The following is a 25,691-nucleotide window of genomic DNA, read 5'->3' as shown; positions in this document are numbered from 1 at the left end:
CCATGGTGGGTCTGAGCCCAGACCGGCGGCGAGAATGACAAGCGGGGTGATCCGATGGAATCTGTCGTGGTCAGCATCAATCTGTTCGGCGCAGTGGCGCTGCTGCTTTTCGGCCTTGGGCAAATCAAGGGCGGAATGTCGCGCGCCTTCGGCGCCCGGCTCCGCATCGGCCTTGCGGCCGGCACGCGGGGCGGGTTTCGTTCTTTCATCGCCGGTCTCGTGGCGACAATCGCCTTGCAGAGTTCGACCGCCACGGCGTTGATGGTCGCCTCCTTCGTCGAAAAGGACCTCATCGCGCCGGACATGGCGCAGATCGTGTTGCTCGGGGCCAATGTCGGCACGGCGATGACCGCCTGGATTGTGGCGCTTGGGCTTGGCTGGCTGTCGCCGATGCTCATCCTTGCCGGTGTTGTCCTGTCACGCGGAAAATCGGTGCAACGGCAGGGGGCCGGTGCGGCGCTCGCCGGTGTCGGCCTGATGCTGCTTTCGCTGCATCTTCTTTCGGCTGCGACATATCCCATAAGGCAATCGCCGGCGCTCGGTCTCTTCATCGGCATGCTCGGCAATGCCTGGCCGGTGGCTCTGATCTTCTCCGCCATATTGGCCGCGCTCGCCTCCTCCAGTCTGGCGATTGTCGTTCTTATCCTGTCGCTTGCCGCAAGCGGCGGGGTTGAAACGAGCCTCGTGATCGTTCTGGTGCTCGGCGCCAATCTCGGCGGCGCGGTGCCGCCGGTGCTGGCGACGCTGAGAGCACCGGTTGCAGCGCGCCGGGTGGCCGTCGGCAACCTCATCGTCAGGGCAATCGGCTGTCTCGCGGCGCTGCCTCTTGCCGGATATGGCGCTGCGCTGCTGGAGATGTCGCCTTTTTCTCACGCCAATCTCGCGGTCGATGCGCATCTTTTCTTCAACCTGGCCGTCGCCGCCATCGCCTGGCCGCTCTCACCGCTGTTGCTGCGGGTAACGACGGCGCTGCTTCCGGAAAAAGAGAAAAGCGAAAGCCATCGCAGCTATCTCGACAGCCACGATCTCGATCAGCCGGTTGCCGCCCTTGCCGGCGCGAGCCGCGAGGTTCTTCTGGTCGGCGATCTGATCGAGCGCATGCTGCGGCAGGCGGGCGAAGCCATGCGTGACAGCGACGTTGCGAAACTCAATGATATCAGCGCGCTGGAAGGCCGGGTCGACCGGATACAGCACGACATTAAGGTCTATGTCTCGAAGGTGGGGCAGGACGGCTTGAGCGGGAAAGACCAGAGGCGTGCGATGGATATCGTCGAATATGCCATCAATCTCGAACATATCGGCGATATCATCGAGAAAGGCATCCGCCCGGAAATAGCCAAGAAGATCGATCTCGGACTGCGGTTTTCCGATGATGGCAAGAGCGAGCTTGAGCGTCTTTTTACCGTCACTCTCGACAATATCCGCATGGCGCAATCCGTCTTCGCAACCCGCAATGCCGCGCTTGCACGCCGGCTGGTGGAGGTGAAGGAAGATGTGCGGCGCCTCGAAAAGCAGTCGTCGGAGCGCCATCTCCAGCGCCTGCGCGACGGGCGGGCTGACAGCATTCAGACCAGCTCGGTGCATCTCGACATGTTGCGCGATCTGAAACGCATCAACGCCCATATTGCCGCCGTCGCCCATCCGATCCTCGATGAAAGCGGCCTTCTTATCGAAAGCCGCATCAAGCAGGTCGGTTAGGGGATATGGTAAAGCCGCATGACGGCTTATGCCCGGAACGCATTTGCTCTAGCGCGCGGTGATACGCTCGACCATGGAAACGGGTACGACCTGAAGCCGGGTTTCCGGCTCATCGCTATCGAGCGCGGTTAAAACCTTCTCGGTCAATGCGTCGAAGGATTGGGCAACGGTGGTCAGCTGGTAGCTTTTCCAGCCCGCCTGCGGAATATCGTCGAAGCCGACAATCGAGAGATCTTCCGGCACCCGGCGGCCCATTTCCAGCCGCGCGGCGTCCATGAAACCGAGCGCCAGCAGATCGGTCACGCAGAAAGCGCCGTCTATCGTCTTGTCGGATAGCAACTCGCAGCCGGCCTGATAACCGCTGTCATAGCTCGTCGGCCCGCCGGACCATGGAACGACCGCGATGCCTTCGATGGTCATGCGCTGGGTAAAGGCGGCGGCGCGGCGCAACTGTGCCGGCGTCTGGCTGCCGCTGGAAATGACCGCGACCTTTTTGCATTTCGCTTCCACAAGCCGCATGGCGGCAAGATCGGCGCCGCGGGAATCGTCGCTCAGCACCATATTTGTATCGGTGCGATCAAGACGCTGATTGATGAGAATGAGGCGTACGCCATTGGCGATGCATTCATCGACGATCGAGGCCGGCGGTTCGCCGGAGAGAACGACGATGGCCTGCGCACGGAATTCGAAGAGAAGCTCGATCAGCGGCGCAATGTCTTTGCGGGCATCCGCCGCATTCAGCAGCAGGCATTGCAGGCCACGACGCAGAAGGCCGATGCTGAGGAGATCGAGCTGCTTTGAAATGAAGGGAGAGCTGAGGTTGGCGCCGACGACCCCGATGAGATTGGAGCGGTCATTGTTGAGACCCTGCGCCAGCCGGTTGACACGGTAGCCGAGTTCCTGCGCGGCTTTCAGTACCTTGCGCCGGACGGCCTTCGATACGCTGCCGCCGGGTGTGAAGGTGCGCGAGACGGCGGAGCGCGAAACCCCGGCCTTTTTCGCCACTTCTTCGGCCGTCACGAACCCTCTCGCCATTCAACTCCCCCGTTGCGAAATCCTATGCCTGATATCACAGGCCATATGATGTCGGCTATTCCAATTGAAATTTTTCACCCGCGCTCGGCAAGGCTGAGAAAAGGCCGCCTGCATTCCAGGAAAATGCCTCATCCGTTCCATTGTCGCCATGCAGGGGAAAAACGTTTCCCACGCAAGCTCGTTCAAAAATTACAGTTTTGTGACAAAAAACCTTTTTAAAACAAATAAATAAGTTAGTGATCACGTGTGCATTTTTTCATTGACAAAATGTCTTTTAAGACGGATCATGCATTCCAAGGTCAAGGAAGATATGGAATTTTTATTCTACATCGACCTTGCCGGCGATGTTTTCGGGAGGAGCTGGATCATCGTTATTTGTGGGCTGGACGCCCGCTTGTGAAGCATTGACGCATTGCTGAAGGTCAACGCACGCGCCGCCTGTTCTGAGGGTCGCGCGAAGGCGGGTGCTTGCCGGCGTGTGGCGGCAATTGCGTGGCCATATGGGGAGAGATAATGGCTCTTTTAAGCGAATCGACGAAGGCGGAGGCGCTGGGAAGTCCCCCGGCGACCGCGCCTTCGGCATGGCAGGCCTGGCGGTATCGTCTCAAGGTCGCGCTCAGGGAACCGACGACGCTGATCGGCGTCCTGACGGCGCTGCTTTTCACCTATCTGATCGTCGTTCCGATCATTTCGATCATTCTCGACGCCGTCCGCGTCCAGTTCGGCCACGAACGGCGTCTCGGCAAGGATGTCGGCGATCTCACGCTTTATTATCTCGACAGGGCGTTTTTTTCGCCCGTCGCATCGGATCTTTTCTGGCGTCCGCTCTTCAATACGCTGACCGTGGCATTCGGGGCGATTGCGCTTTCGCTCGTCATCGGCACCGTGCTCGCCTGGCTTATCAGCCGGACGGACATGTTCGGCCGTCGCTGGTTCGCCACCGCCTTGATCGTGCCCTATATGCTGCCGGCCTGGACCTTTGCGCTTGCTTGGACGACGCTGTTTAAAAATCGCACCGTTGGCGGTCAGCCCGGCTGGTTCGAGGCGATAGGCCTCACTCCGCCGGATTGGGTGGCTTATGGGCGTTTCCCGATCACCATTATCCTTGCCCTGCACTACACGCCTTTCGTCATCCTGCTGTTCGGCTCGGCGCTTCGCCGCTTCGACTCGCAGCTTGAAGATTCCGCCCGCATTCTCGGCGCCCATCGTTATCAGGTGGCGTTGCAGGTCATCCTGCCGCTGATGCGCCCGGCGCTGCTTTCTTCCATGGTGCTGATCTTCGCCAAGTGCCTCGGCGAGTTCGGCGTGCCCTATGTTCTCGGGCTGCCCGTGAAGTTCGAGGTCCTGTCCACCTCGCTGTTCCGCAGCATTGCTTCGCGCCAGACCGGCGTTGCCGGCGTCGTTGCGGCCTCGATCATGCTCATCGGCATCATTACGCTCATGATCGACGCCCGCCTCGTTCGCGAAGCCCGCCGTTTCGTGACCATCGGTTCGAAGGGTTCGATGAACCGGCAGAGCCGTCTCGGCAAGATGCGGCTTCCGGCAACCGGCTTTGCGGCTGCCATCTTCATCCTCAGCGTCGGTCTGCCGCTTCTGACCCTGGCGCTTTCGACCGTCATGAAAATGCCGGCCCGCTTCACGTTCGACAACTTCACGCTCGATTACTGGATCGGCAGCAATCTCAACACGGTGGCTTTGCAGACCGGCGTGCTCCTGAGCCCCGATCTGTGGGCAGCCGCGAAAAACACGATGATGATCGTCGGTCTTGCCTCGCTCACATCCGGTATTCTCGGCCTGCTTGTCGGTTATGTCGTCATCCGCACACCGGTGCAGGCCCTGTCGGTCTATCTGCGACAGGTGACGTTCCTGCCTTATCTCGTGCCCGGCATCGCTTTTGCCGCCGCCTATCTGTCGCTCTTTGCCGTTCCGCGCGGGCCGATGCCGGCGCTTTATGGCACGGTGACGATCCTCATCCTGGCGCTGATTGCCGACCAGATGCCCTATGCCTCGCGCGCCGGCATTTCAGCAATGACGCAGCTTGGAAAGGATCCGGAAGAGGCGGCGCAGATCGCCGGCGCGGGCTGGTTCCGCCGCATGATCTCCATCGTTATCCCGATCCAGAAGGGATCGCTGGTGACCGGGGTTCTCCTGCCCTTCATTTCTGGCATCAAGGGCTTAAGCCTCTTCGTGATCCTCGCCGTGCCAAGCACGGATGTTCTGACCACCTATTCGCTGCGGCTGGTCGACTATCACTACACGCAGGCCGCCAACGCCGTGGTGCTGATCATCGCCGCCATCGCCTATTTCGGCACGCTGTTGGCCCAGAAGCTGACCCGCACAAATCTTGCAGAAGGACTTGGAAGCTGATGCCTACCATCAACCTGCGCGGTGCGCAGAAAAACTATGGCGTGAACTCCGCAAATGCGGTTTCCGATCTTGATCTCGAAATTCGCGACGGCGAGTTCATGTGTCTGCTCGGCCCTTCCGGCTGCGGCAAGACCACGACGCTGCGCATGATCGCCGGCCTTGAAAACCTCTCCGGCGGGGAAATCCGCGTCGGCGACCGGGTGATCGATTCCGTTACCGAAGGCATCTTCGTGCCGCCGGAAAAACGTGAAATGGGTCTGGTCTTCCAGAGCTACGCTTTGTGGCCGCATCTGACCATCGAGCGCAATACGGATTTCGGTCTGCGCCTGCGCAAGCTGCCGAAAGCGGAGCGCGAAGCACGGGTGGAGCGCGTCATGCAGGCGCTCGATATCGCCAAATATCGCGACCGCTATCCGTCGCAGCTTTCCGGCGGACAGCAGCAGCGCGTGGCGCTCGCCCGCATGCTTGCGGTCAATCCGGGCGTTCTGCTTCTCGATGAGCCGCTCTCCAATCTGGATGCCCGCCTGCGGCTAGAAATGCGCGCCGAGCTGAAGCGGCTGCATAAAGAGTTCAAGACCACCATCGTCTTCGTGACGCATGACCAGTGGGAAGCCATGACGCTTGCCACCACCATCGCCGTCATGAACGAGGGCACACTGCAACAGATGGGCACGCCGAACGATATCTATGACCGTCCGGCCAATCGTTTCGTCGCCGAATTCGTAGGAAGCCCGCCGATCAATATCCTGACCTTCGGCCAGCCCGGCGTGTCGGATATAGCCGACAGGGCGGAAGCCTATTTCGCAACGCGTTATCCGCAACTGCGCGGCATCGCCTCGATCGGCATGAGGCCAGAGGCGATGGGTTATGCGATGAAGCCCGAGGATGTGCCGCAGGGCAGCTTCTCCGGCGAGATGACGGTGACCGGCGTGCTGCCGACCGGCGGTAGCTGGATTCTCGAACTCAGAAGCGAGAACCATACGCTGTTCCTGACCACCCATTCCCTGCCGCGTATCGACAGCGGCGACCGCGTGTTCTTCCACGTGCCGCCCGAGGCCCTGCACGCCTTTGACGTGAGGGGTCAGCGCATCACCGAGGCGGACGCCGTTCTGCGCAACAGCACCTACAACTGAAAACGCCGCCGAGACGGCTGAAGGAGAAGCAGTATGAAGCGGACAATGACGTGCCTGAGCCGGCTGTTATGCGCAACGGCGATCGCCGCAACGCTTGGCGGCGCGGCGAAGGCGGGAGAACCTTTCGACCTCAATGCCCTGATCGAGGCGGCGAAAAAGGAAAAGCCGATCACCGTCTATGACAGCACGGGCAAGATCGTCGAAATGGCGAAGAACTTCGCGGCAAAATATGGTGTCGGCGCAGAGGGCGCGAAGGTGAAGGCCTCCGCCCAACTGGAAATGATCATCCGCGAGGCGCGCGCCAACAATATTCAGGGCGATGTCTCGATCATCAGCGATGCGCCTGCGGCGATGGCGCAGCTTATTCCGCTCGGTTTCGTCGAAAGCTGGCTGCCGCCGGATATGGCCGGCAATATTCCCTCGGAATATCAGGACCCGCTTACCGTCGTCACCAGCGCCAATGTCTGGGCCTATAACAGCGAGCTTTTCGACAAATGCCCCGTTTCCAACATCTGGGAACTGACCGACCCGAAGTGGAAGGGCAAGGTGGCGATGCAGGATCCGCTCGGCAAGGCTTCCTACGTCGACTGGTTCAACCAGATGGCCAGCCACGGCGACGGCGAGGTGAAGGCGGCCTATAAGGCGCTTCACGGCAAGGACCTCGAAACCGGGGAAAAGAGCGCGACTGCGGCCTGGGTGAAGGCGCTTGCCGCCAACGCTCCGCTGCTGACCGACGCCGATGCGGCCGCCGCCGAAGCCGTAGGCGCTCCCGGCCAGAAGGAGCCCTTCATGGGCCTCATCAGCTCGGCGAAGTTCCGCGACAATGCCGAGAAGGGCATGAAACTCGGCCTCTGCAAGGAGCTGAATCCCTGGGTCGGCTGGCTCTATCCGGGCGTCGGGCTGATCACCAAGGGCACGAACAGCCCGAACGCGGCGAAGCTCTTCATTCACTACATCATGACCGCCGAAGGCATCGCGCCGCAGGCGATCGACGGCAAGATGTCGACCAACAAAGAAGTGAGCCTGCCTGCGGATGAGCCGTCGGGTATCGGCGCCGTTCTCGATGACATTCTGCCCTACAGCATGGCGACCAGCCTTGAAGACTGGGACGCGCGTGAAACCTGGCAGGACTTCTGGCGTGTGAACTACAAAAAATAACGGGGGACCATCTGGTGACGATCACTACTCAGAACAAGAATGGCAATGAGCGCAGGCGACGGAGGACCGCCTCCGTACTTTGCTTCGGCTTTTCGCTGGCGCTCAGCGGGGCCGCCCATGCGCAGGATGCCTTCAATCTCGATGCGCTCATCGACGCCGCGAAGAAGGAAAAGCCGATCACGGTTTATGCGGTGACCGGCAAGATCGTCGATACGGCACAGGCCTTCACCGCCAAATACGGCGTGCAGGCGAGCGGCAAGAAGGTGAATGAGGCAACGCAGGTCGAGTTGATGATCCGCGAACATCGGGCGGGCAATGTCGTCGGTGATGTCAGCGTGGCAACCGATGTCGCCTCCGCCATGGGCGAGCTTTTGCCGGAAGGCATCGCCACCAGCTGGACGCCGCCCGATCTCGAAGGCGATATTCCGCAAAAGCTGCGCGATCCGCTCGTGGTCGTCTCGGATCCGCATGTCTGGACCTACAATACCGAGAAATACGACGCATGCCCGGTCACCAACATCTGGCAGCTGACGGAGCCGAAGTGGAAGGGCAAGCTCGCCATGCTCGATCTCTTCGACAAGCCGCTTTATGCCGACTGGTTCAACCAGATCGAAACCCATCACGATGCCGATGTCGCCAGGGCCTATGAGGACCTTTACGGCAGGAAGCTGGAAACGGGCGAAAAAAGCGCAACCGCGGCCTGGGTGAAAGCCTTTGCCGAAAATGCACCGCTGCTGACGGATTCGAGTTCGGTGGCGGATGCGGCCGGTGCGCCGGGGCAGGCCGATCCTTTCTTCGTCATCACTTCGGTGGCGAAGTATCGTGACAACGAGGCCAAGGGGTTGAAGCTCGGTCTTTGCAGCGGCGTAAAGCCCTTTTCCGGCTTTCTTTATCCCGGTTTCGGGCTGATTGCCGGGCAAACGAAAAGCCCGAATGCGGCGAAGCTTTTCCTGCATTACCTGATGACGGAAGAAGGCATCGCGCCGCAGACCGCTGACGGTAAACTCTCCGGCAATATGAAAATAGCCCTGCCGGCGGATGAGCCCTCGAAGGTCGCCAATCATCTCGATGAGCTGATGGCTTTCGACGCCGCAACGGCGGCCGACGACCTCGACAAGCGCGAAGGCTGGCAGGATTTCTGGCGTGTGAACTACAAAAAATAAACGGAAGGCGGGTGCGAGCCCGCCTGTCTTTTCCTTGGGAGGGGAAACGATGCGAAGAACCAATTTGAGAACCGCCTCGGCCATGGCCGCAGCTGCAGCGATTATGGGCGTTTCCGCACTGACTGCCACGGCTGAAGAGACTTTCGATCTCGATGCTGTTCTTGCGGCTGCGAAGCAGGAGAAGCCGATCAACATCTATGACAGCACCGGCAAGATCGTTGAGATGGCCGATAAATTCAGCGCCAAATACGGGCTGAAGGCGACGGGAGTGAAGGTTTCCGCCAATAGCCAGCTGGAGATGATTATCCGCGAAAGCCAGTCGAACAATGTGCAGGGCGATGTGGTGCTGATCACCGATGCGCCTTCGGCGCTCGCCCAGCTTCTGCCGGCAGGTTTCGTCGAGAATTATCTGCCGGGCGACATGGCCTCTAAAATCCCGGCGCAGTTTCAAAACCCGCTGGCCATTTCCACCAATGCCAACGTCTGGGCCTATAATACCGAAGCCTATGGCAAATGCCCGGTGACGAATATCTGGGAACTGACCGAGCCGAAATGGAAAGGCAAGGTCGCCATGGTCGATCCGCTCAGCAAGAGCACCTATACGGACTGGTTCAACCAGCTTGAAGCCCACGGCAATGAAAAGGTGGCGGCAGCCTACAAGGCCCATTCCGGCAAGGAGATGGAGGAAAAGGGTGCGGCAGCCGCCTGGATCAAGGCGCTGGCCGCGAATGGTCCGCTCGCCACGGATGGCGACGACCCGGTGGCGGAGGCGGTGGGCGCGCCGGGTCAGAAGCAGCCCTTCTTCGGCCTGCTGAGTTCGGCCAAATTTCGCGACAATGCCGACAAGGGCTACAAGCTCGGCCTCTGCACCGATCTCGATCCCTGGGTCGGCTGGACCTATATCAAGCTCGGCCTGATGGCCTCCAAGACCAGAAGCCCGAACACGGCCAAGCTCTTTATCCATTACGTCCTGACGGAAGAGGGCATCGCCCCGCAGATGAAGGACGGCAAGCTGCCGACCAATACCGACATCAAGATGCCGGATGACGAGCCTTCGGGGCTGATGAAGGTCGCTGACCGGCTGATGGGCTACGATTCCGCCACCGGTCTCGATGATTTCGACCGCCGCGAGGAATGGCAGGATTTCTGGCGCGTCAACTATACGAAATAACCCCGGCTGGCGCGGCCCGTGCCGCGCCGCCTCCTCCTCTTTGCGAACGAACGGACTGGACATGCCGATGCAGACCTCATTGAGCGAACGGAAACCTGGAGACGAGGATGCGTTTTCCCGCTCTGTGCGGTTGATGAAGATCGCTGAAACAGCGGCGCGTGCCGTGCGCGATCCGCTGCTGGCGGCGTTTCGGTCGGATATGGCGGTGGATTACAAGGTCGATCTCCACGATATCGTGACCATCCATGACAAGCGCGCCGAGGCTGCCATCCGCGCCGTCATTCTCGAACGGGAGCCCAATTCGGCGATCATGGGCGAGGAGGGCGGCCAGATCGGTAGCGGTGAGGTGCAATGGTATGTCGATCCCATAGACGGCACGGCAAATTTCGCCCGCGGCCTTGCTTTCTGGTGCGTGTCCATCGCTGCCGTCATCGATGGAGAAGCCGTCGCCGGCGCGGTTTACGATTCCGTGGCGGACCAGATGTTTTCCGCCGATCTCAAAACCTCCTATCTTGATGGCGAAAGGCTGCATTCCCGCAGCGTTGCAGATGAGACGCGGGCGACGCTCATCACAGGCTATCCCGTCTCGCGCGATTTCCGGCTGGATGGGCGGGAAGCGGCGCTCGCCAATTTCGGCACTCTCGCCGAGACCTTTTCGACATTGCGCCGACCCGGCAGCGCTGCGCTCAGCATTGCCCATGTCGCGGCCGGCTGGACGGATGCGGCCGCCGGTTTCGGCGTCAATGCGTGGGATGTGGCCGCCGCCATTCTCATTCTCAAAAACGCCGGCGGAACCTATGAGCCGCTGACCCTCGGAAAGGTGGCGGAAGGTTCCGCCGATTTCCTTTGCCCGGGCTATATCGCCACGGGTGAGGGGGCCAGCTATCCGACATTGCAGCGGGTGGCGCGATCCATATCCGAAAGCCGCATCGCCAATGCAGCGATGCAACTGAACCAGTCGGCCGCGAAGGCCTGAAGACGCAATAGATGACGGCGGCCGTATAGACGCCGATGGAGACATGACATGCCGCAATCGCGACCGACCCCATTCCGAGAGCAAGAAACAGGCGAGCTGCCGAAGCTCAGCCGCATCTATGAGCAGCATCCGCTTTACAGCGTCGATCTCTTCATTTCCGGTAAGGAGGGGGCGAGCGACCTCAATCTTCTACGCCAGAACGGCATTACCACCGTCGTCAATTGCGCCGTCAATCTGGATTTCAATTTCGTGGAGCAGTCACAGGTCGTTTCCGACCACGAAGGCAGCGTCTATGGGCCGGGCGAAATCCGCTATTATAAGATCGGCCTGATCGACGGGAGCGGAAATCCCGATACCCAGATGGTTGCGGCCCATTATATCCTGCGAGCGGCGCTGGAGCAGATATTGCCCGACAAGCCCTCCTATCCCCGGCGGGAGCGTGGCAACGTGCTCATAAATTGCCGGGGCGGCCGTTCGCGTTCCGTCGCCGTCGTTGCGCTTTTCCTGCATCTCACGCTGCCAACGGAGTTTCCGACGCTGGATGACGCCATCGGCTTCGTTCGCCTGAAACGCGAATTGCCGGAGAACGAATGGTACAAGGCGCCGAAACCCGTGCTTGCGGATGCTGCCCGCCGGGCCGCCGGCTGGATTGCCATGATCGACGCCGCGCATTGAAAGGCGGAAGACTGTCTGGTCAGTTTTGCGGTTCCAGCGCGTTTGCCGCAGCCTCGGCACGTGCGGCTGCCTCTTTTGCTTCCCGCTCGGCGCGGGAGGCCGCTTCCGGGTTGCTCGAACCGTCGTAACCTCCCATGGCGCGTTCCCCGATGGCGATGTGGACATCCTTGAGCTGGATGACGACGAGACCGGCGAGGATGGCCGCGCCGATAAAGAATACTGTTTTCCCGTTTATGGTCATTCGACTCCACGCTTCGTGTTTGCCGGCGGAGGAAACAGCCGGCAAAACCGCCGCTCAGCGGGTCAGGAGGCCGACGCCCGTTTCCGCATCGAACAAATGCATATCGGACGGGTCGATGTCGAGGCCGATCGTTTCACCGGCCTTGACTGCGCTGCGTCCCTGCACCGCGATGACCAGTTCGATGGCGGTTCCCGTTGTGAGAAAGGTGGCCGAACCGGTCGTTTCCACGGCGGAAACCGGCAGCGTCAATGCCGCCCTGTCTGCTGCGGCCGGCCGGATATGTTCCGGCCTGATACCGACGATCACATCTTTGCCGGGCGGCAGGGAGGCCGGATTCCCGATCGATTGTTGCGGCTCGCTTTCGCCGAAGCTGAGCTGAAGGGACGCGCCATCCGGGCTGACGGTCGCCGGAATGAAATTCATGGCCGGCGAGCCGATGAAGCCCGCAACGAAACGATTGACCGGGCGGTCGTATAGTTCCAGCGGTGTGCCCTGCTGCTCGATGACCCCATCGCGCATGACGACGACATGATCGGCCATGGTCATCGCTTCGATCTGGTCATGCGTGACGTAGACCGAAGTGGCATGCAGGCGATCGTGCAGCGCGCGGATTTCTTTGCGCATGTGGACGCGTAGCGCCGCATCGAGATTGGAAAGCGGCTCATCGAACAGGAAGGCCTGCGGGTTGCGGATGATCGCCCGGCTCATGGCCACGCGCTGGCGCTGGCCCCCGGAAAGTTCGCGCGGATAACGCTTCATCAGCTTTGAAAGACCTGTTGTGGCGGCAACTTCTTCCGCCGCCTTGCGGGCCTCGGCCTTGGCGACGCCGCGCATACGCAGCGAATAGGTGAGATTTTCCTCCACGGTCATATGCGGGTAAAGCGCATAGGACTGGAACACCATGGCCACATCGCGCTTGCGCGGCGGCACGCCGTTCATGAGCCTGCCGGCAATGCGCATGTCGCCGGCCGATATGGTCTCCAGCCCGGCGAGCGAGCGCAGAAGCGTGGACTTGCCGCAGCCCGACGGGCCGACAAGCGCGACGAAGGTGCCCTTCTCGATGGAAAGGTTGATGTTCTTCAGCGCATGGAAGGCGCCGTAATATTTGTTGACGCCGGAAAGTTCGATCTGAAGGGTCATTTGAGCGCTCCTGAGGTCAGGCCGGAAACGATGCGGCGCTGCAAGAGAATGAAGAGGGCGAGAATGGGCGTCACATACATGGTCGCATAGGCCATGATGTTGTTCCATTCGCTGGTGTTGGGGCCCATGAAGGAATTGAGGCCGACGCTCGCCGGCTGTAGTTCGGCCGCCTGGATCATCGATTTCGAATAGACGAACTCGCCGAAGGCCTGCATGAAGATGAGGATGGCGCTGACGAGAATGCCGTTTCTGGCAAGCGGCAGCACGATGTTGAAAAACGCGCCGACTCGGGAATTACCGTCCACCAGCGCCGCCTCTTCCAGCTCCTGCGGCACGGCCATGAAAGTGGCGCGCACAAGCACCACGAAGAAGGGCATGCTTTTCGCCGCAATGGCGAGGATGACCGACAGGCGCGGATAATCCAGAAGCCCGAATTGCGAGAAACCAACGAAGATCGGTGTGATCATCAGCGATGCCGGCAGAACCTGCAGCATGAGGATGAGGAACAGGCCGATATCCACCCAGACATTGCGATAGCGCGCCAGCACATAGGCGCAGCCGACGCCGAGAATGGTGATCAGCAGCACCGCGCTGGAGGCGATCAGCACCGAATTCCACAGGTATCGGCCCATGTTGCGGCTGTTCCAGACATAGGCATAGGTCTGCCATTGCGGGTCCGTGGGCCAGAAGGCGGGCGGATTGGCGAACATTTCCGAGCCGCTTTTGAGCGAGGTCAGATACATCCAGTAAAGCGGGAAGAGGTAGATGATGGCGAGCACGATGGCGATGGCCAGCATCAGACGGTTGCGGGTCGTGATGCTCATCCGCGCACCTCATGCCGTGTGGAGCGCACATAAACGATGGAGGCCAGCATGACGAAAACGATCATGATGACAGAGATCGTGGCGCCCTTGCCGAAATCATATTGCCGGAACGACAGGTCCCAGGCCCAATATTGCGCCACGTTGGAGCTGTTGTTCGGTCCGCCATCGGTAATGGCGGCGAAAAGATCGAATTGCTGCAGCGTGAAGATCAGGCCGAGCGAAACGATCGCGCCGATGGTGGAGCGCATCATCGGCAGGGTAATGGTGTAGAAGCGCTGCCAGGCATTGGCGCCATCCAGCTCCGCGGCTTCGTAGAGGTCGCCGGGGATGGAGGCGAGGCCCACGGAAAGCAGGATCATGTTGAAGGAGGTGCCGAGCCAGATATTGGCGATGACGACGGCCCAGAGCGAAAAATTCGCATCCGACCGCCAGAAGATATTGCCCGATATCAGGCCGCTTTCCCGCAGGAAGAAATTCAACACGCCGAAATCGCCCGAGAGGATCCAGTTCCAGATCGCGCCGACGACGAGGCCGGGCATGACCCAGGACACCAGAAACAGGCCGCGCAGCCAGGTGGCGCCGGGAAAATTGACCCAGAAGAACAGCGCCAGGCCGAAGCCGATGGCGAATTGCCCGGCAATCGAGGCCACGACAAAGGTGACGGTGTTGAAAAGGATCGGCAATGTTTCCGGCTGCCGGAACAGGTCGATGTAATTCTTGAAGCCGACGAAGGGGCGCACGAAGGTGCCCAGACTGAACATGTCGACTTCCTGAAAGCTCATGACGATGTTGTAGATGAGCGGCAGCCCCGCCATGACGAACAGGAAGCCCAAAGGAAAGGCGACAAGGACGATATCGAAACCGCGACCGTCACTGACGCTGGAAAACAGTTGTTTCATGAAACATCCTCGCAAGCTCCAGTCGGGGCCGCCGCCGCTTGTCGCGGCAGGCAGCCCCACCGGGAGGAACCCCTTGGGTGGAGGCCGGAGAAAACCGGCCGCCCGCCCGGATAGATCAGCCTTCGACCAGCTTTATCTTTTCAGCAGCCTGGTCGAGCGCGGCTTTCGGCGTCATCTGTCCCGAAAGCGCACCCTGAATGGCGTCCTGAATCGCCTTGGAAATCTTAGGCCATTCGGGCGAGGGGCCGCGCGGCTGCGCATATTTCAGCTGTTCTACGAAGGTCTTCAGCGCCTCATCCTTCAACGCATTGCCGGTTGGCGGAACCGGAATATCCGAGCGCGCCGGCAACTGGCCGAAGTTCTTGAACATGTCCTTGTCCTTAGAGGCGAAGAACTCGATTGCCTTGAAGGCCTCTTCCGGATGTTTCGTCTTGGAGAAGATCGCCCAGTTATAGTCGCCCATCGCCGAAGACCGGGGGGCGTCGGGCGTGGGCACCGGCAGCAAAGCAACACCCCAGTCGAATTTGGCGTCCTTCAGCATGCGGTCGATTTCCCATGGGCCGGAAATCACCATGGCGGCGTTGCCGGCGTTGAAGGTGGCAGTGGAGTCCCACTGGCTGCGCGTCAGCGTATCCGGCGATGCCAGCTTTTCATCCAGCATCAGCTTCCACGTTTCGAGCGCATTGACGGCGCCCTCGGTATTGATGTTCTTGTAGGTCGCGCCCGCCATCTGCGCCCAGGGCAGGAACTGGAAGGTGCCTTCTTCATTCGCCTTGGCGCTGAAGCTGATGCCATAGATGTTCTTTGAGGGGTCGGTCAGCTTGCGCGCCGCTTCCACCAGCTCGTCCCAGGTCTGCGGCGGTTTTGCCGCGTCCAGCCCTGCGGCCTTGAACAGGTCCTTGTTGTAATAAAGCGCAATCGTATTCGTGGCCTTCGGCACGCCGAAATATTTGCCGTCCCACATCACCGATTTCAGCGGTCCCGGAAAATAATTCTCCGTCTTGATGACGTCCGACTTGGCGATCATGTCGGTCACATCGAGAAAGGCGCCGCGTGCGGCGAACATGGCGTGGTTGGGGTTGTCGATGGCGATGATGTCGGGCGCATTGCCGGTGGAATAGGCGCGCATGGATTCGCTTACCACATCGTCGAACTGCAATTGCCGGTATTCGATCTTGATGCCGTTGTTGAGCGCGTTGAACTCTTTGATGAGGTTCGGCGCCGGCTGGATATCGCGATCCAGCGACCAGAGGGTCAACGTCACATCTTCTGCCTGCGCCGCAATAGCGCTGGCGGACACGCCCGCCAGCAGAAACGCGCCGGCCATCATGCATTTCGCGATACCCATAATCTCCTCCTCTTGGTTATCGTCTCTGCAATTTTCGAAAACCTTCTCCCAAAAGGTTTCCGTTATGTCGGATCGACGACGAAATCGCCGCCGCGGCATTTCTTCAGATAGTTGAGACCATGCACCTGGCCCGTCATTTCCAGCGCGTCGCGATAGACGGGGTCATGCCAGCCTTCGATGTCGATGGAGCCGGACCAGCCGGCGAGGCGCAGTTCGGAAATAATGTCCGTCCAGTTGCTGTCGCCAAAACCCGGCGTGCGCATGAAGACGAATTTTTCCTTGCCGAAAATGCCGTGCTCGCGAATGACATCCCAGCGGATGGTTGCGTCCTTGCCGTGCACATGAAAAATCTTGTCCGCCCATTTGCGGATCTGCGGCAGCGGGTCGATCAGATAGACCATCTGATGGCAGGGTTCCCATTCGATGCCGATATGTCCGTCCGGCGTTTCGTTGAAGATCAGTTCCCATGCGTCGGGATTGTGCGCGATGTTCCAGTCGCCGGTCTGCCAGTTGCCGTCCATGGCGCAGTTTTCGAAGGCGATCTTCACGCCCTTGTCGGCGGCGCGTTTTGCAAGCTCGCTCCAGATTTGCCTGTATCGGGGAAGGCTTTCCGGCAGCGGCCTGCCGCGCAGCCGGCCGGTGAAACCCGCAACGCAGGTCGCGCCGAAATGGTGGGCATTGTCGATGCAGTCTTTCCAGCCCTGCAATGTCTCAAGGTCGATGTCGGTTTCCTCCAGTGGATTGCCGAACATGCCGAGCGTGCTGATGGTGATGTCGCGCTCACCGATCGCCTCGCGGCAGCGCTTGCCGAGTTCGGCAAGGTCCTGACCGTTGGTGGTCTGCCAGAAGAAAGGCTCGAAGCTTTCAAAGCCGAGATCGGCGATCTGGCCGATGCGTTCGGCCGCCTGTCCCTTGGTGGCGCTGACCATGGTGCCGATGCGGATGGATGTTGCCGGATTGCTCACGTCTTTCAGTCCTTATGCTGCAATTGAAACACGCTGGCCGAGGCGGGCGCTTTCAATCGCGCCGATCACCATGGCAAGGCTGTTGATGTTGTCGAAGGAGGCCGTTTCCGGCATCTCACCCGTGCGGATGGATTGAAGGAACGAGAGAATGACGCTGGCATGGCCACGCGTGTCCTTCTCGGAAATGACCTCGGAAACGTTTACGGTCCTAAAGCCCCGCAGCAGCCCCTGTTCGTCGCCGGCCACGGAGGCGGAGAAATTGTCTTCCCCGTCCCAGAGGATCATGCCCTTGGAGCCGATCAGTCGCCAGCGCGCTTCCCAGCTGGTCCGCTCGCCTTCGGCGCACCAGGAGCCGCGATAGGTGAAGACGACATCATTCGAGAACTCGAAAATGGCGTTGGCGCTTGCGCCATGGGCATACCATGAGCCGGCCGGGTTCTTTTCCACGCAGAAGACGGAGAGGGGTTTTTCATTGGCGACGAAACGGGCCGCATCGAAGGTGTGGATCGCCATGTCGAGGAGCAGGACGTTCTTCATTTCTTCGCGGAAGCCGCCGAAATGGGGTCCAAGGAAAAAATCGCAATGGATGGCCGTCAAATCGCCGATGACGCCGTCTTCCAGCGCGCGACGCAGCCGCCGAATTCCGGCCACAAATCGCCGGTTTTGCACCACTGCATGAATTTTGCCGGCTTTTTTTGCCAGTTCAACTAGCGTGCCGGCTTCCTCCATCGAGGCGGCAAGCGGCTTTTCGCTGAGTACATGGCACCCGGCCTCGAGACCGGCCTCAACCACGGCGAAGCGCGCCTGCGGGATGACGATATCAAAAAGGATGTCGGCTTTCGTTTTAGCGAGAACCTTGCGGAGATCCGTACCGATGACCGCGTCGGTGAGGGCGAATTCTTCTGCAAGCGCGCGGGCGGTGTTCTCGTTCAGGTCGACCAGACCGGCGATCCTGATCGCGCCGGCGATTTCCGGCGTGGATTGAATGGCGCGCAGCCAGCCTTTGGCCATGGCTCCGCACCCGCATAAAACGGCATTGAATGTCATCTCATCTCCCCGGACTCTTTCGCAAACTCCTCTTTGCGCAGAGCGTCGTAAACGTTTACGAGACTATGCCGATGATGTTAGATATGTCAAGACCGTTAAGGGGCGCGTCGATTGCGCGCCGGGCCTGGGAGGGGAGTGCATGAAAGGAATTCGTCAGCTTGCCGATTATCTGGAGATATCGATAGGCACTGTTTCCCGTGCCCTGAACGGCAAGCCGGATGTGAACGAAGAAACGCGGCGGCGTGTTCTTGAAGCGGCGGAAAAGCTGGGTTATGTCGCCAACCAGTCCGGCCGCAGCCTCAGGCAGGGAACCACCAATGTCATCGGCCTGATGACCGGCAGCGACGCGCAGACCGTGGAGAACTCCGACAACTTCTTCCTCGGTGTGACGGACGGTCTGCAAAGCGTGTTTTCCGGACATAATCTCGATCTCATCGTTCTGCCCTGTCCGGGGGAAGAGGATCCGGATGAATATTTGAAGCGCATGGTGGCGCGCCGCATGGTCGATGCGATGATCATTTCCGCGACGCGGCGGATAGACAAACGTGTGGACTTCCTGAAGCAGACCCGGCTGCCTTTCGTGGCGCTCGGGCGGACCGCTTCCAGCGACACTCACGCCTGGATCGATCTCGATTTCGAGGGCGTCGCGAAAAATGCGGTCGACCGCCTTGCCGCTGCCGGTCATCGTTCGATTGCGGTTGCGGTGCCCGACAGCGATATCAATCTCGGTTATGTTTTTCTGGAAGGATACAGGCGCGCGCTGGAGGACAACGGCATCGCCTACGATTCCTCACTGGTCATCCGAGCGAAATCGAGCGAGCAGGGTGGTTATCACGCCGCCAGCGAGTGGCTGCAGATGCGGCCTCGGCCAACGGCGATCGTGCTGATCTACGAACTGATGGCCGTCGGTCTTTATCGCCGGCTTGCGGAAGTGGGCCTGAAACCGGGGCGCGATCTCGCCGTCATCGGCTTCCGCGATGGCCCGCGCGGCCAGTTTCTGGAACCACGGCTGACCAGTTTCCGCATGTCCCTGCATGATCTCGGCGTGACGGTGGCCCAGACGCTGTTATCGACCATGCCGGCCTACGCGCCCTTTTACCCCGATCAGGCCCGCCATTGCGTATGGCCCATGCTTCTGGTGGCCGGCGAGAGCGACCCGGCCCCCGCCCCATAGCCGCCGCTGCGCGGGAACGTCAAAGCTTGAAGCCGTCAACGCTCACGACGCCGAAAGGATTGAATTTATATTCGTCTTCCTCATATCGTTCGTCGTCGGAGAGGGTGGCGCGACGGTCCTTCAGGGTGGCTTCAACGCCTTCACGCGCCATTTGCTCGGCGATATCGTCTATCAAGGCGGCGATCTTCAGCTGTTCGGCGTTGGTTGACGGTTGATCCCCGTCTTTTTTGGTAAAGCGTATCTGCACATCGGGCAAGCCGATCAGGTGAAACCCGACGCTCGTCATGCCTTCGGCATCGTCTCCTATGGGGCGGCGTGCGAAAGCCAAACGGCAGGTTCTGGCAAGCGCCATCCCGTCATCGGCGGCCGCTTCGCCGCGCGACTGCTCGTAAAGCTGCTTCCAGCGCCTTGCGCCATGGGCGACGCCCGCACTTTCACCCTTCACGGCGACAGCGCCGTGATCGAGCATGTGCTGTACGAATCCGAGGGCCTTTGCGGATGTCATCACGGCTGTTTCGGCATCCATGGATGGGCTCAGCACATAAAGAACCGAGCCGTGCGCGGCCACGGCTTCCTCATCCTCCGGCTGGTAGGCATCGGGGTCGACGCGATCCCAGCAGACATTGAACGAGCGTTCCATTCGGTCGTCCGGCTCATCCTGTGAATAGTCTTCATCCAGGCTGAAATCGGGCGCAAAATCATCGATGGCGGCGCGGGCGCTCTTCTGCAGCGCCGCCAGCCCATTTTCCGCACCGAGAAAACAGAGGATGTGCCGGGGCTTGTATTCGGAACGGGATTTGGCAAAGGCCGCCGGCTTGCCCGATGCCGCGCTGAGAGACGGCCTTGCCAGCACAAGGCCGCCCAGAAATGCGAGAACGCCACGACGCCCGGAATTCATCCGATACCCCCAAGGTTTCCATCAACAGGATGAGGGGTTTTTACACCGGCATATATAATTCAGGCCATATGGCGTTCGATATTTTTGGCATCGCGGTTTTGTGCCCCGGAAGGAGCCGGTGGCCTGAGCCGCTGTGTCATCCGGCAGCGACTATTTCGTGGTGTAACCGCCATTGACCAGAATGGTCTGGCCGGTCATCCACCAGCCATCCGTGACGAGGAAGCGGATATAGGGAACGATGTCCTCGATATCGGTGAGACCGGTTTTCGAGAAGCCGGAAAGAGCGGCGGCGCTTTTGTGATAGGCCTGCGCCTCCGGCGTTTCCTGACCGTAGAAGAATGGCGTATCCATCGGTCCGGGGCCGATTGCCGTCACCGAGATGCCGCGTTCACCAAACTCCTTGGCGGCCGCACGGGTGAAATGTTCCACCGGGGCCTTGGTGCCGGCATAGCTGGCGTAAAACGGGGTGAAGGCGCCCAGAAGCGATGTCACGAGGGTGCAGATCTTGCCGTTATCGCTGACGTGGCGTCCGGCCTGCTGGAGAAAAAAGAAGGCCGACTTGGCGTTAACGGCAGTCATTTCGTCATATTCGGCTTCCGACGTGTCGAGGATCGGCTTTTTCAGCACCTTGCCGACGGTATTGATGGCGATATCCGGGCGGCCGATGGCGGCGACTGTATCGGCAAACAGCTTTTCGACCGCGCCTGCCGTGGTGAGATCGGCCTGAAGGGCGACGGCCTCAGCGCCGGCCGCCTTCACGGCGGCCACTGTTGCCTCGGCGTCGGCCCTGGTTGCGGCGCTGTTATAATGGATGGCGATGGCGCGGGCGCCCTGGCCGGCAAAATCGCGGGCAATCAATCCACCGAGATTTTTCGCGCCGCCGGCGATGATGACGGTTTTGCCCTTGAGGGAATGGTCTGTCATGGGTCGGCCTCCTTTTGCCGTGCTCGGCCAACTGGCGGCCGCTTTCGTTGCAGCAGGATATCGTCTAGCTTTGCGTGATAAAGGCGCTTATTCTGACATAACTTGTCAGAAAAGCCGCACAATAGGGTGTTTTCGGTTGGACCGTGTCGACCTGTTCCGCATCTTCACACGCGTCGTTGACTGCGCGAGTTTCACGCGGGCCGCCGATACGCTCGGCATACCGCGCTCTTCGGTTTCGGCGGCGGTGCAGGAACTGGAAGGGCGTGTCGGTGCGCGGTTGCTGAACCGCACGACGCGCAAGGTCTCGCCAACCGAGGATGGTTCGGCCTTTTACGAGCGCTGCCAGCGGCTGATCGCCGATGTCGAAGATGCGGAAAATCTCTTCCGGCAGACGGCGGCGCAGCCTTCGGGCCGGTTGCGGATCGATGTTCCGGGCCGGATCGGACGGCTGGTCATCGCACCGGCGCTGCCGGAATTTCTCGACCTTTATCCGCAGATCGACATAGGCCTCGGCGTTACCGACCGCGCCGTCGATCTGGTGGAAGACAATATCGATTGCGTGCTGCGCGTCGGACCGCTCAGCGATTCCGGTCTGATCGCGCGGCCGATAGGCAAGCTGCTGTTGATCAATGTCGCAAGCCCCTCCTATCTGGCGCGTCATGGAACGCCGAAAACGCCCCACGATCTTTCCCGCCATTGGGCGGTCAATTACGCGTCGCCCTCCAGCGGGCGGGTGGAAAACTGGGAATGGATCGAAGGCGAGACGCTGCATTCGCTTTCCATGCGCGGCCGCGTCACCGTCAACAATGCCGAAGCCTACATCGCCTGTTGTCTTGCCGGTCTCGGCTTGATCCAGATACCGGCTTACGACGTCAGGCCGCATCTGGAGAGCGGCGAACTCATCGAGGTCATGCCGGCCCATCGGGCTGAGCCGATGCCGATGACGTTGCTTTATGCGCACCGACAGCATCTGTCGCGGCGGCTGCAGGTCTTTGCGGAATGGCTGGAGGCGCTGCTGCGGCGACGGCTTCTGTAGCCCAACATGCCTGTTGTGGCGATGCTCCAGCCTATTTTTATCATAGCGAGATTCGGCGTTATAAAGTGCAGCCGCTTGCGCCATTTTGACCTCCGCCAGAAATCTGAAGGGAGGCGCATATGCTCACGATCAATTCACAGGAAACAGCCGGGCTTTTACCGTTTGACGGGCTGATCAAGGCTCTTGCCGCCGCCTTTGCGGAAGGCTGCGAGATGCCAGTGCGGCACCACCACACGATCGATGTGCCAAATGAAGCCGCCGCGACACTGCTATTGATGCCGGCCTGGCACGGCGCACGGCAGTCCACACGTTATCTGGGGATCAAGATCGTCACCGTCTTTCCCGGAAATGCTGGCAGAAACCTGCCGGGATTGACCTCGACCTATATGCTTTACGATGCGCAGACAGGCATTCAGCTGGCCACGCTGGACGGTAATGTCATCACCGGCCGCCGGACCGTTGCGGCGTCGGCGCTTGCAGCGGATTATCTTGCGCGCAAGGATGCCAGCCGGCTTTTGGTGCTGGGCGCCGGCCGCGTCGCGAGCCTCATCCCCGGCGCCTATCGGGCCATCAGACCGCTCGAGCAGGTGGCTGTCTGGGATATCGATCGTGGCAATGCCGAGCGGCTGGCGCAAAGCATCGAGGCGTCGGGGCTTGCGGCCACGGTGGTCGATGATCTGGAAAGGGCGGTTGCCGAGGCCGATATCGTCAGCGCCGCGACGCTCGCCACCACCCCGCTCATCCGTGGCGCGTGGCTGCGCCCCGGCACGCATGTCGATCTCATCGGCGGCTTCACGCCCGGCATGCGCGAGGCGGATGACGAAGCCATAGGCCGCGCCTCGGTCTTTATCGATACGGAGGAAGCGCTGCACGAAGCGGGCGATCTCGTTCAGCCGATCGAAGCGGGCCTGTTTTCGGAGGAGAGCGTCAGGTCGACGCTTGCCGGACTTTGCAGGGCAAACCGGTTTGTGCGCAGTAGCGATGATGAGATCACGCTCTATAAGGCTGTCGGAACCGCGCTCGCCGATCTTGCGGCGGCCACCCTGGTTTATGAAGCTGCGACGCTGAACGGAAAAGGATGACAGACATGGCCAAACGCGAAATCCTTGAAGTGCCGGTGGTTTCAGAGGCGATCCGCCTGCTGGGTGCGCCGACCTCGGCGCTTGTCCGCTCCGGCAACATCGTCGCCACCTGCGGCATGCCGCCCGTCGATCTTGAGACGGGCGACATCGTCAGGGGCGATATCGCCGCCCAGACCCGGGCCTCGCTGGAAGCCCTGCGGGTGACACTGGCCGCAGCGGGCGCCACCTTCGAAGATGTGATCAAGACCACCATCTATGTCACCGATGCAGCGCTGATGGGCACAGTGAACGACATATACCGCGAATATTTCGCAGCCGGTTTTCCGGCGCGCACTTCGGCAACCATCAAACCTTGGTCCTTGCCTTTCGATATCGAAATCGAGTGCCTTGCTGTTCTCTGAGGGCAGGCGGGCATGAAAAAGGGCGCGTCGGCCGGATCGGCTGACGCGCCCACAGGCATTTCCAGGGGCGCAAGATTACGGGCCGGTTTTACGTGGACTGCTCCAGCGGTGAAAGTCCATAAACCGCCACGATATCTTCCCCCTTTTCGATCCTTGCGACGATGCCGGGCTCCTTTTCCTGAATGGCGAGAGCCTGCCGTGCCGTTGCCAATGCTTCCTCGGGTGGCAAAATGCAGACGCCGTTTTCGTCGGCCAGCACGATATCGCCGTTCTGAACCCTGACCCCGCCGCAGACGACCGGCCCCTCGACATTTCCCCGGCCTCCGAGCTTGGTGGTGATGGGCGAGCGTCCCCGGCACCAGACCGGCAGGCCGGCGCTGCGGATCGAGCCGATATCGGTGACATAACCATCGAGGATGACGGCGGTGACACCGCGCGCGAGTGCTGCGGCGGTCATGACCGCACCCCAGCAGGCGTGCCGGTCGTCGCTCAGTCGCGCGATGACGAGGATATCGCCGGGCATGGCGCGGGAAAGGGCATGCGGAAGCGCCGTCCCGTCGTCTCCCGGCAGGCTGACGGTCAATGCGCGACCGGCGATGCGAACGCCGTCGATCACGCATTGCATCGCCGGATCCATGAATCCATCCGATCTGAAATGGCCGATTGTTGCTGTCTCGACGCTCCGGAGCAGTTCGAGCGCCTGGTTGATTGTGTCGGGACTTTCCATGGGTGTCTCCAAAAGAAAGACGCCGGCGCGGAGGCCGGCGTCTGTGATATGGCAATATGGATCAGTTGGTCTTGGCCAGATCGCGTTTCACGGTCTCGGTCAGCGCCAGCAGGGCGACGGCCGAGAGCAGGGCGGAGCCGATCATGTACCAGGCGACGGATGCGCCGCTGCCGGTGGCGGAAAGCAGCCAGGTGGTGATGACGGGAGTAAGCGCGCTGCCCAGAACCCCTGAGAGCATATAGGCGATGGACAGGCCGGAATAGCGGACCTTGGTGCCGAAAAGTTCGGCGAGGAAGGTGGCGATTGGGCCGTAATTGGCGGCAAAGGCCGTCATCATCAGCAGGTAGCCCGCAAGTGCGCCGGCAAAGGTAGCGGTATCCATCAGCCAGAACATCGGGAAAGCGACGAGCGCTTCGGCCAGAATGCCGCCGAGAATGACCGGTCGGCGGCCGACCTTGTCGGAAAGCAGGCCGAAGAGCGGCAAAAGGAAAATACACGCCATGCAGGAAATCAGTACGATCACCAGCATCTCGTTGCGGGAGATGTTGAGCGCCTGCGTGCCATAGCTCAAACCGAAGGCGACGATGAGGTTGAAGGACGATCCGGTGGACATGGTGGCGATGCCGCCGAGAAGGACCGTTTTCCAGGATTTGGAAAGCAGTTCGAAGAAGGGCACGCGCACGGTCGCCTCTTCCGTCTTCACCTTGGCGAAGGACGGCGTTTCGGCGGTGTTGAGCCGAACATAGGCGCCGACAGCGACCAGAAGAATGCTGACGAGGAACGGAATGCGCCAGCCCCAGGAAATCAGGTCCTCGGGCGCCATGGTGAAACCGATGGCAAGGAAAGCGAGGTTGGCGATCAATGTGCCGGCCGGAACGCCGATCTGCACCCAGGAGCCATAAAGGCCGCGCCGGTTCTGCGGCGCATGTTCCACCGCCATCAGCACCGCGCCGCCCCATTCGCCGCCGAGCGCGAGACCCTGCACGACGCGCAGCGCCAGAAGCAGGATGGGCGCCCAGACGCCGATCTGTTCGTAATTCGGCAGAAGGCCGATGGCGAAGGTCGCGACACCCATCATGACCAGCGAGACGAGCAGCATCGACTTGCGGCCGATCCTGTCACCGAAATGGCCGAAAAGCGCTGCCCCGACGATGCGGGCGAGATAGGCCGAGGCGAAGGTGCCGAAGGCCAGAAGCGTGCCGACGAGGGCATCGAAACTCGGAAAGAAGACCTTGTTGAAGACCAGTGCCGAAGCGGTGGCGAAGACGAAAAGATCGTACCATTCGACGGTGGTGCCGATGACGCTTGCGACGGCGATCCGCCGAACGCCAACCGGCTGTTTCTCGACCGAGCCCACGAGTGCGGTTTCCCCTTGCATGAACATTCCCCTTTATGTTGCTGTGAAGGAAAACGGGGAAACGACGAAGCGGAGCGGCCTCACGCCGAAGGCATGAGATGACGATAGCCATTTCCGGCGGAGCAACCGTTTTCGGTTCTCTCCGTCAGTCCGACATGCTGCGATGTTCCCCTGTTTTGCGCAATGATGGGAAAGCGGGAGGCTCCCGACAAATAGATAATGCAGATTTCTTCCATAGGGCCGCGCTATAGA

Annotated in this window: 24 protein-coding genes; 12 read left to right on the top strand and 12 right to left on the bottom strand. The window is 60.5% G+C overall.

The annotated features are described in order from the left end of the window. Positions 1–54 precede the first annotated feature (54 nt). Positions 55–1,698 (top strand): Na/Pi cotransporter family protein, encoded by a 1,644-nt coding sequence (locus ACQZ5K_RS20660; RefSeq protein ID WP_448741263.1) that lies wholly within the window; start codon positions 55–57, stop codon positions 1,696–1,698. A 48-nt stretch (positions 1,699–1,746) separates the two neighbouring features. Here the strand turns inward: ACQZ5K_RS20660 and ACQZ5K_RS20655 are convergent, their stop codons facing one another. Continuing rightward, complete coding sequence (locus ACQZ5K_RS20655; RefSeq protein WP_137005471.1) at positions 1,747–2,733, bottom strand: LacI family DNA-binding transcriptional regulator; 987 nt, start codon at positions 2,731–2,733, stop codon at positions 1,747–1,749. A 513-nt stretch (positions 2,734–3,246) separates the two neighbouring features. Between ACQZ5K_RS20655 and ACQZ5K_RS20650 the strand changes: the two genes are divergently transcribed. The 7 genes from ACQZ5K_RS20650 to ACQZ5K_RS20620 all read left to right on the top strand — a co-directional run bounded on the left by ACQZ5K_RS20650 (position 3,247) and on the right by ACQZ5K_RS20620 (position 11,376). Next, positions 3,247–5,100 carry an ABC transporter permease gene (locus ACQZ5K_RS20650; protein WP_137005472.1) on the top strand — a complete coding sequence of 618 codons (1,854 nt, stop codon included), beginning with the start codon at positions 3,247–3,249 and terminating at the stop codon, positions 5,098–5,100. Further along, positions 5,100–6,233, top strand: coding sequence for an ABC transporter ATP-binding protein (locus ACQZ5K_RS20645; protein ID WP_003522023.1), 1,134 nt, complete (start codon positions 5,100–5,102; stop codon positions 6,231–6,233). The genes ACQZ5K_RS20650 and ACQZ5K_RS20645 overlap by 1 nt, the downstream gene beginning before the upstream one ends. A gap of 33 nt (positions 6,234–6,266) precedes the next feature. Continuing rightward, positions 6,267–7,391: an ABC transporter substrate-binding protein gene (locus tag ACQZ5K_RS20640; RefSeq protein WP_448741262.1), complete on the top strand. Its 1,125-nt coding sequence runs from the start codon at positions 6,267–6,269 to the stop codon at positions 7,389–7,391. A 14-nt stretch (positions 7,392–7,405) separates the two neighbouring features. Continuing rightward, complete coding sequence (locus ACQZ5K_RS20635; protein ID WP_127756862.1) at positions 7,406–8,554, top strand: ABC transporter substrate-binding protein; 1,149 nt, start codon at positions 7,406–7,408, stop codon at positions 8,552–8,554. A 49-nt stretch (positions 8,555–8,603) separates the two neighbouring features. Then, on the top strand, positions 8,604–9,725 hold the full coding sequence (locus ACQZ5K_RS20630; protein WP_137005474.1) for an ABC transporter substrate-binding protein: 1,122 nt from the start codon (positions 8,604–8,606) through the stop codon (positions 9,723–9,725). A gap of 61 nt (positions 9,726–9,786) precedes the next feature. Further along, complete coding sequence (locus tag ACQZ5K_RS20625) at positions 9,787–10,701, top strand: inositol monophosphatase family protein (protein WP_175422200.1); 915 nt, start codon at positions 9,787–9,789, stop codon at positions 10,699–10,701. Between the two features lie 48 nt (positions 10,702–10,749). Further along, positions 10,750–11,376, top strand: coding sequence for a dual specificity protein phosphatase family protein (locus tag ACQZ5K_RS20620; RefSeq protein ID WP_135398367.1), 627 nt, complete (start codon positions 10,750–10,752; stop codon positions 11,374–11,376). A 19-nt stretch (positions 11,377–11,395) separates the two neighbouring features. Here ACQZ5K_RS20620 and ACQZ5K_RS20615 read toward each other — a convergent pair whose 3' ends face one another. The 7 genes from ACQZ5K_RS20615 to ACQZ5K_RS20585 form a co-directional block, all read right to left on the bottom strand. After that, a complete protein-coding gene (locus ACQZ5K_RS20615) occupies positions 11,396–11,617 on the bottom strand; it encodes a hypothetical protein (RefSeq protein ID WP_127756858.1) in 222 nt (73 codons plus the stop codon). Between the two features lie 54 nt (positions 11,618–11,671). Next, positions 11,672–12,757, bottom strand: coding sequence for an ABC transporter ATP-binding protein (locus tag ACQZ5K_RS20610; RefSeq protein ID WP_137005478.1), 1,086 nt, complete (start codon positions 12,755–12,757; stop codon positions 11,672–11,674). Beyond that, positions 12,754–13,581 carry a carbohydrate ABC transporter permease gene (locus ACQZ5K_RS20605; RefSeq protein WP_065655228.1) on the bottom strand — a complete coding sequence of 276 codons (828 nt, stop codon included), beginning with the start codon at positions 13,579–13,581 and terminating at the stop codon, positions 12,754–12,756. Before ACQZ5K_RS20605 ends, ACQZ5K_RS20610 begins: the two co-directional genes overlap by 4 nt. After that, positions 13,578–14,480 (bottom strand): carbohydrate ABC transporter permease, encoded by a 903-nt coding sequence (locus ACQZ5K_RS20600; RefSeq protein ID WP_137005480.1) that lies wholly within the window; start codon positions 14,478–14,480, stop codon positions 13,578–13,580. Before ACQZ5K_RS20600 ends, ACQZ5K_RS20605 begins: the two co-directional genes overlap by 4 nt. A gap of 115 nt (positions 14,481–14,595) precedes the next feature. Then, positions 14,596–15,828, bottom strand: a complete 1,233-nt coding sequence (locus ACQZ5K_RS20595; protein ID WP_448741261.1) for an ABC transporter substrate-binding protein — start codon at positions 15,826–15,828, stop codon at positions 14,596–14,598. Positions 15,829–15,890: 62 nt separating this feature from the next. Further along, positions 15,891–16,793 (bottom strand): sugar phosphate isomerase/epimerase family protein, encoded by a 903-nt coding sequence (locus tag ACQZ5K_RS20590; protein WP_137005482.1) that lies wholly within the window; start codon positions 16,791–16,793, stop codon positions 15,891–15,893. A 12-nt stretch (positions 16,794–16,805) separates the two neighbouring features. After that, the gene (locus ACQZ5K_RS20585; protein WP_137005483.1) at positions 16,806–17,840 is read right to left on the bottom strand and encodes a Gfo/Idh/MocA family protein; all 1,035 of its coding nucleotides are present in this window, start codon (positions 17,838–17,840) and stop codon (positions 16,806–16,808) included. A 139-nt stretch (positions 17,841–17,979) separates the two neighbouring features. On the opposite strand from ACQZ5K_RS20585, the gene ACQZ5K_RS20580 reads away from it, so the two are divergent. Beyond that, positions 17,980–19,014 (top strand): LacI family DNA-binding transcriptional regulator, encoded by a 1,035-nt coding sequence (locus ACQZ5K_RS20580; protein WP_059761019.1) that lies wholly within the window; start codon positions 17,980–17,982, stop codon positions 19,012–19,014. Positions 19,015–19,033: 19 nt separating this feature from the next. Here the strand turns inward: ACQZ5K_RS20580 and ACQZ5K_RS20575 are convergent, their stop codons facing one another. Beyond that, a complete protein-coding gene (locus ACQZ5K_RS20575; RefSeq protein ID WP_448741260.1) occupies positions 19,034–19,912 on the bottom strand; it encodes a hypothetical protein in 879 nt (292 codons plus the stop codon). A gap of 150 nt (positions 19,913–20,062) precedes the next feature. Further along, positions 20,063–20,836, bottom strand: a complete 774-nt coding sequence (locus tag ACQZ5K_RS20570; RefSeq protein ID WP_020811096.1) for an SDR family oxidoreductase — start codon at positions 20,834–20,836, stop codon at positions 20,063–20,065. Between the two features lie 136 nt (positions 20,837–20,972). Here ACQZ5K_RS20570 and ACQZ5K_RS20565 point away from each other — a divergent pair, with 136 nt between their 5' ends. The 3 genes from ACQZ5K_RS20565 (at position 20,973) to ACQZ5K_RS20555 (ending at position 23,355) form a co-directional block, all read left to right on the top strand. Further along, positions 20,973–21,872: a LysR family transcriptional regulator gene (locus ACQZ5K_RS20565; protein ID WP_448741259.1), complete on the top strand. Its 900-nt coding sequence runs from the start codon at positions 20,973–20,975 to the stop codon at positions 21,870–21,872. A 119-nt stretch (positions 21,873–21,991) separates the two neighbouring features. Then, positions 21,992–22,954 (top strand): bifunctional Delta(1)-pyrroline-2-carboxylate/Delta(1)-piperideine-2-carboxylate reductase, encoded by a 963-nt coding sequence (lhpI, locus tag ACQZ5K_RS20560; RefSeq protein WP_448741258.1) that lies wholly within the window; start codon positions 21,992–21,994, stop codon positions 22,952–22,954. Further along, positions 22,951–23,355 carry a RidA family protein gene (locus tag ACQZ5K_RS20555; RefSeq protein WP_448741257.1) on the top strand — a complete coding sequence of 135 codons (405 nt, stop codon included), beginning with the start codon at positions 22,951–22,953 and terminating at the stop codon, positions 23,353–23,355. The genes lhpI and ACQZ5K_RS20555 overlap by 4 nt, the downstream gene beginning before the upstream one ends. Before the next feature lie 88 nt (positions 23,356–23,443). Here the strand turns inward: ACQZ5K_RS20555 and ACQZ5K_RS20550 are convergent, their stop codons facing one another. Together ACQZ5K_RS20550 and ACQZ5K_RS20545 are read right to left on the bottom strand one after the other, a co-directional pair. Continuing rightward, the gene (locus tag ACQZ5K_RS20550) at positions 23,444–24,082 is read right to left on the bottom strand and encodes an RraA family protein (protein WP_448741256.1); all 639 of its coding nucleotides are present in this window, start codon (positions 24,080–24,082) and stop codon (positions 23,444–23,446) included. A 61-nt stretch (positions 24,083–24,143) separates the two neighbouring features. Further along, positions 24,144–25,460 carry an MFS transporter gene (locus ACQZ5K_RS20545; RefSeq protein ID WP_233283611.1) on the bottom strand — a complete coding sequence of 439 codons (1,317 nt, stop codon included), beginning with the start codon at positions 25,458–25,460 and terminating at the stop codon, positions 24,144–24,146. Positions 25,461–25,691: the final 231 nt, after the last annotated feature.

The organism is Agrobacterium sp. 22-226-1, assembly GCF_053522345.1.
This window is presented reverse-complemented; position numbering and strand designations above follow the sequence as displayed.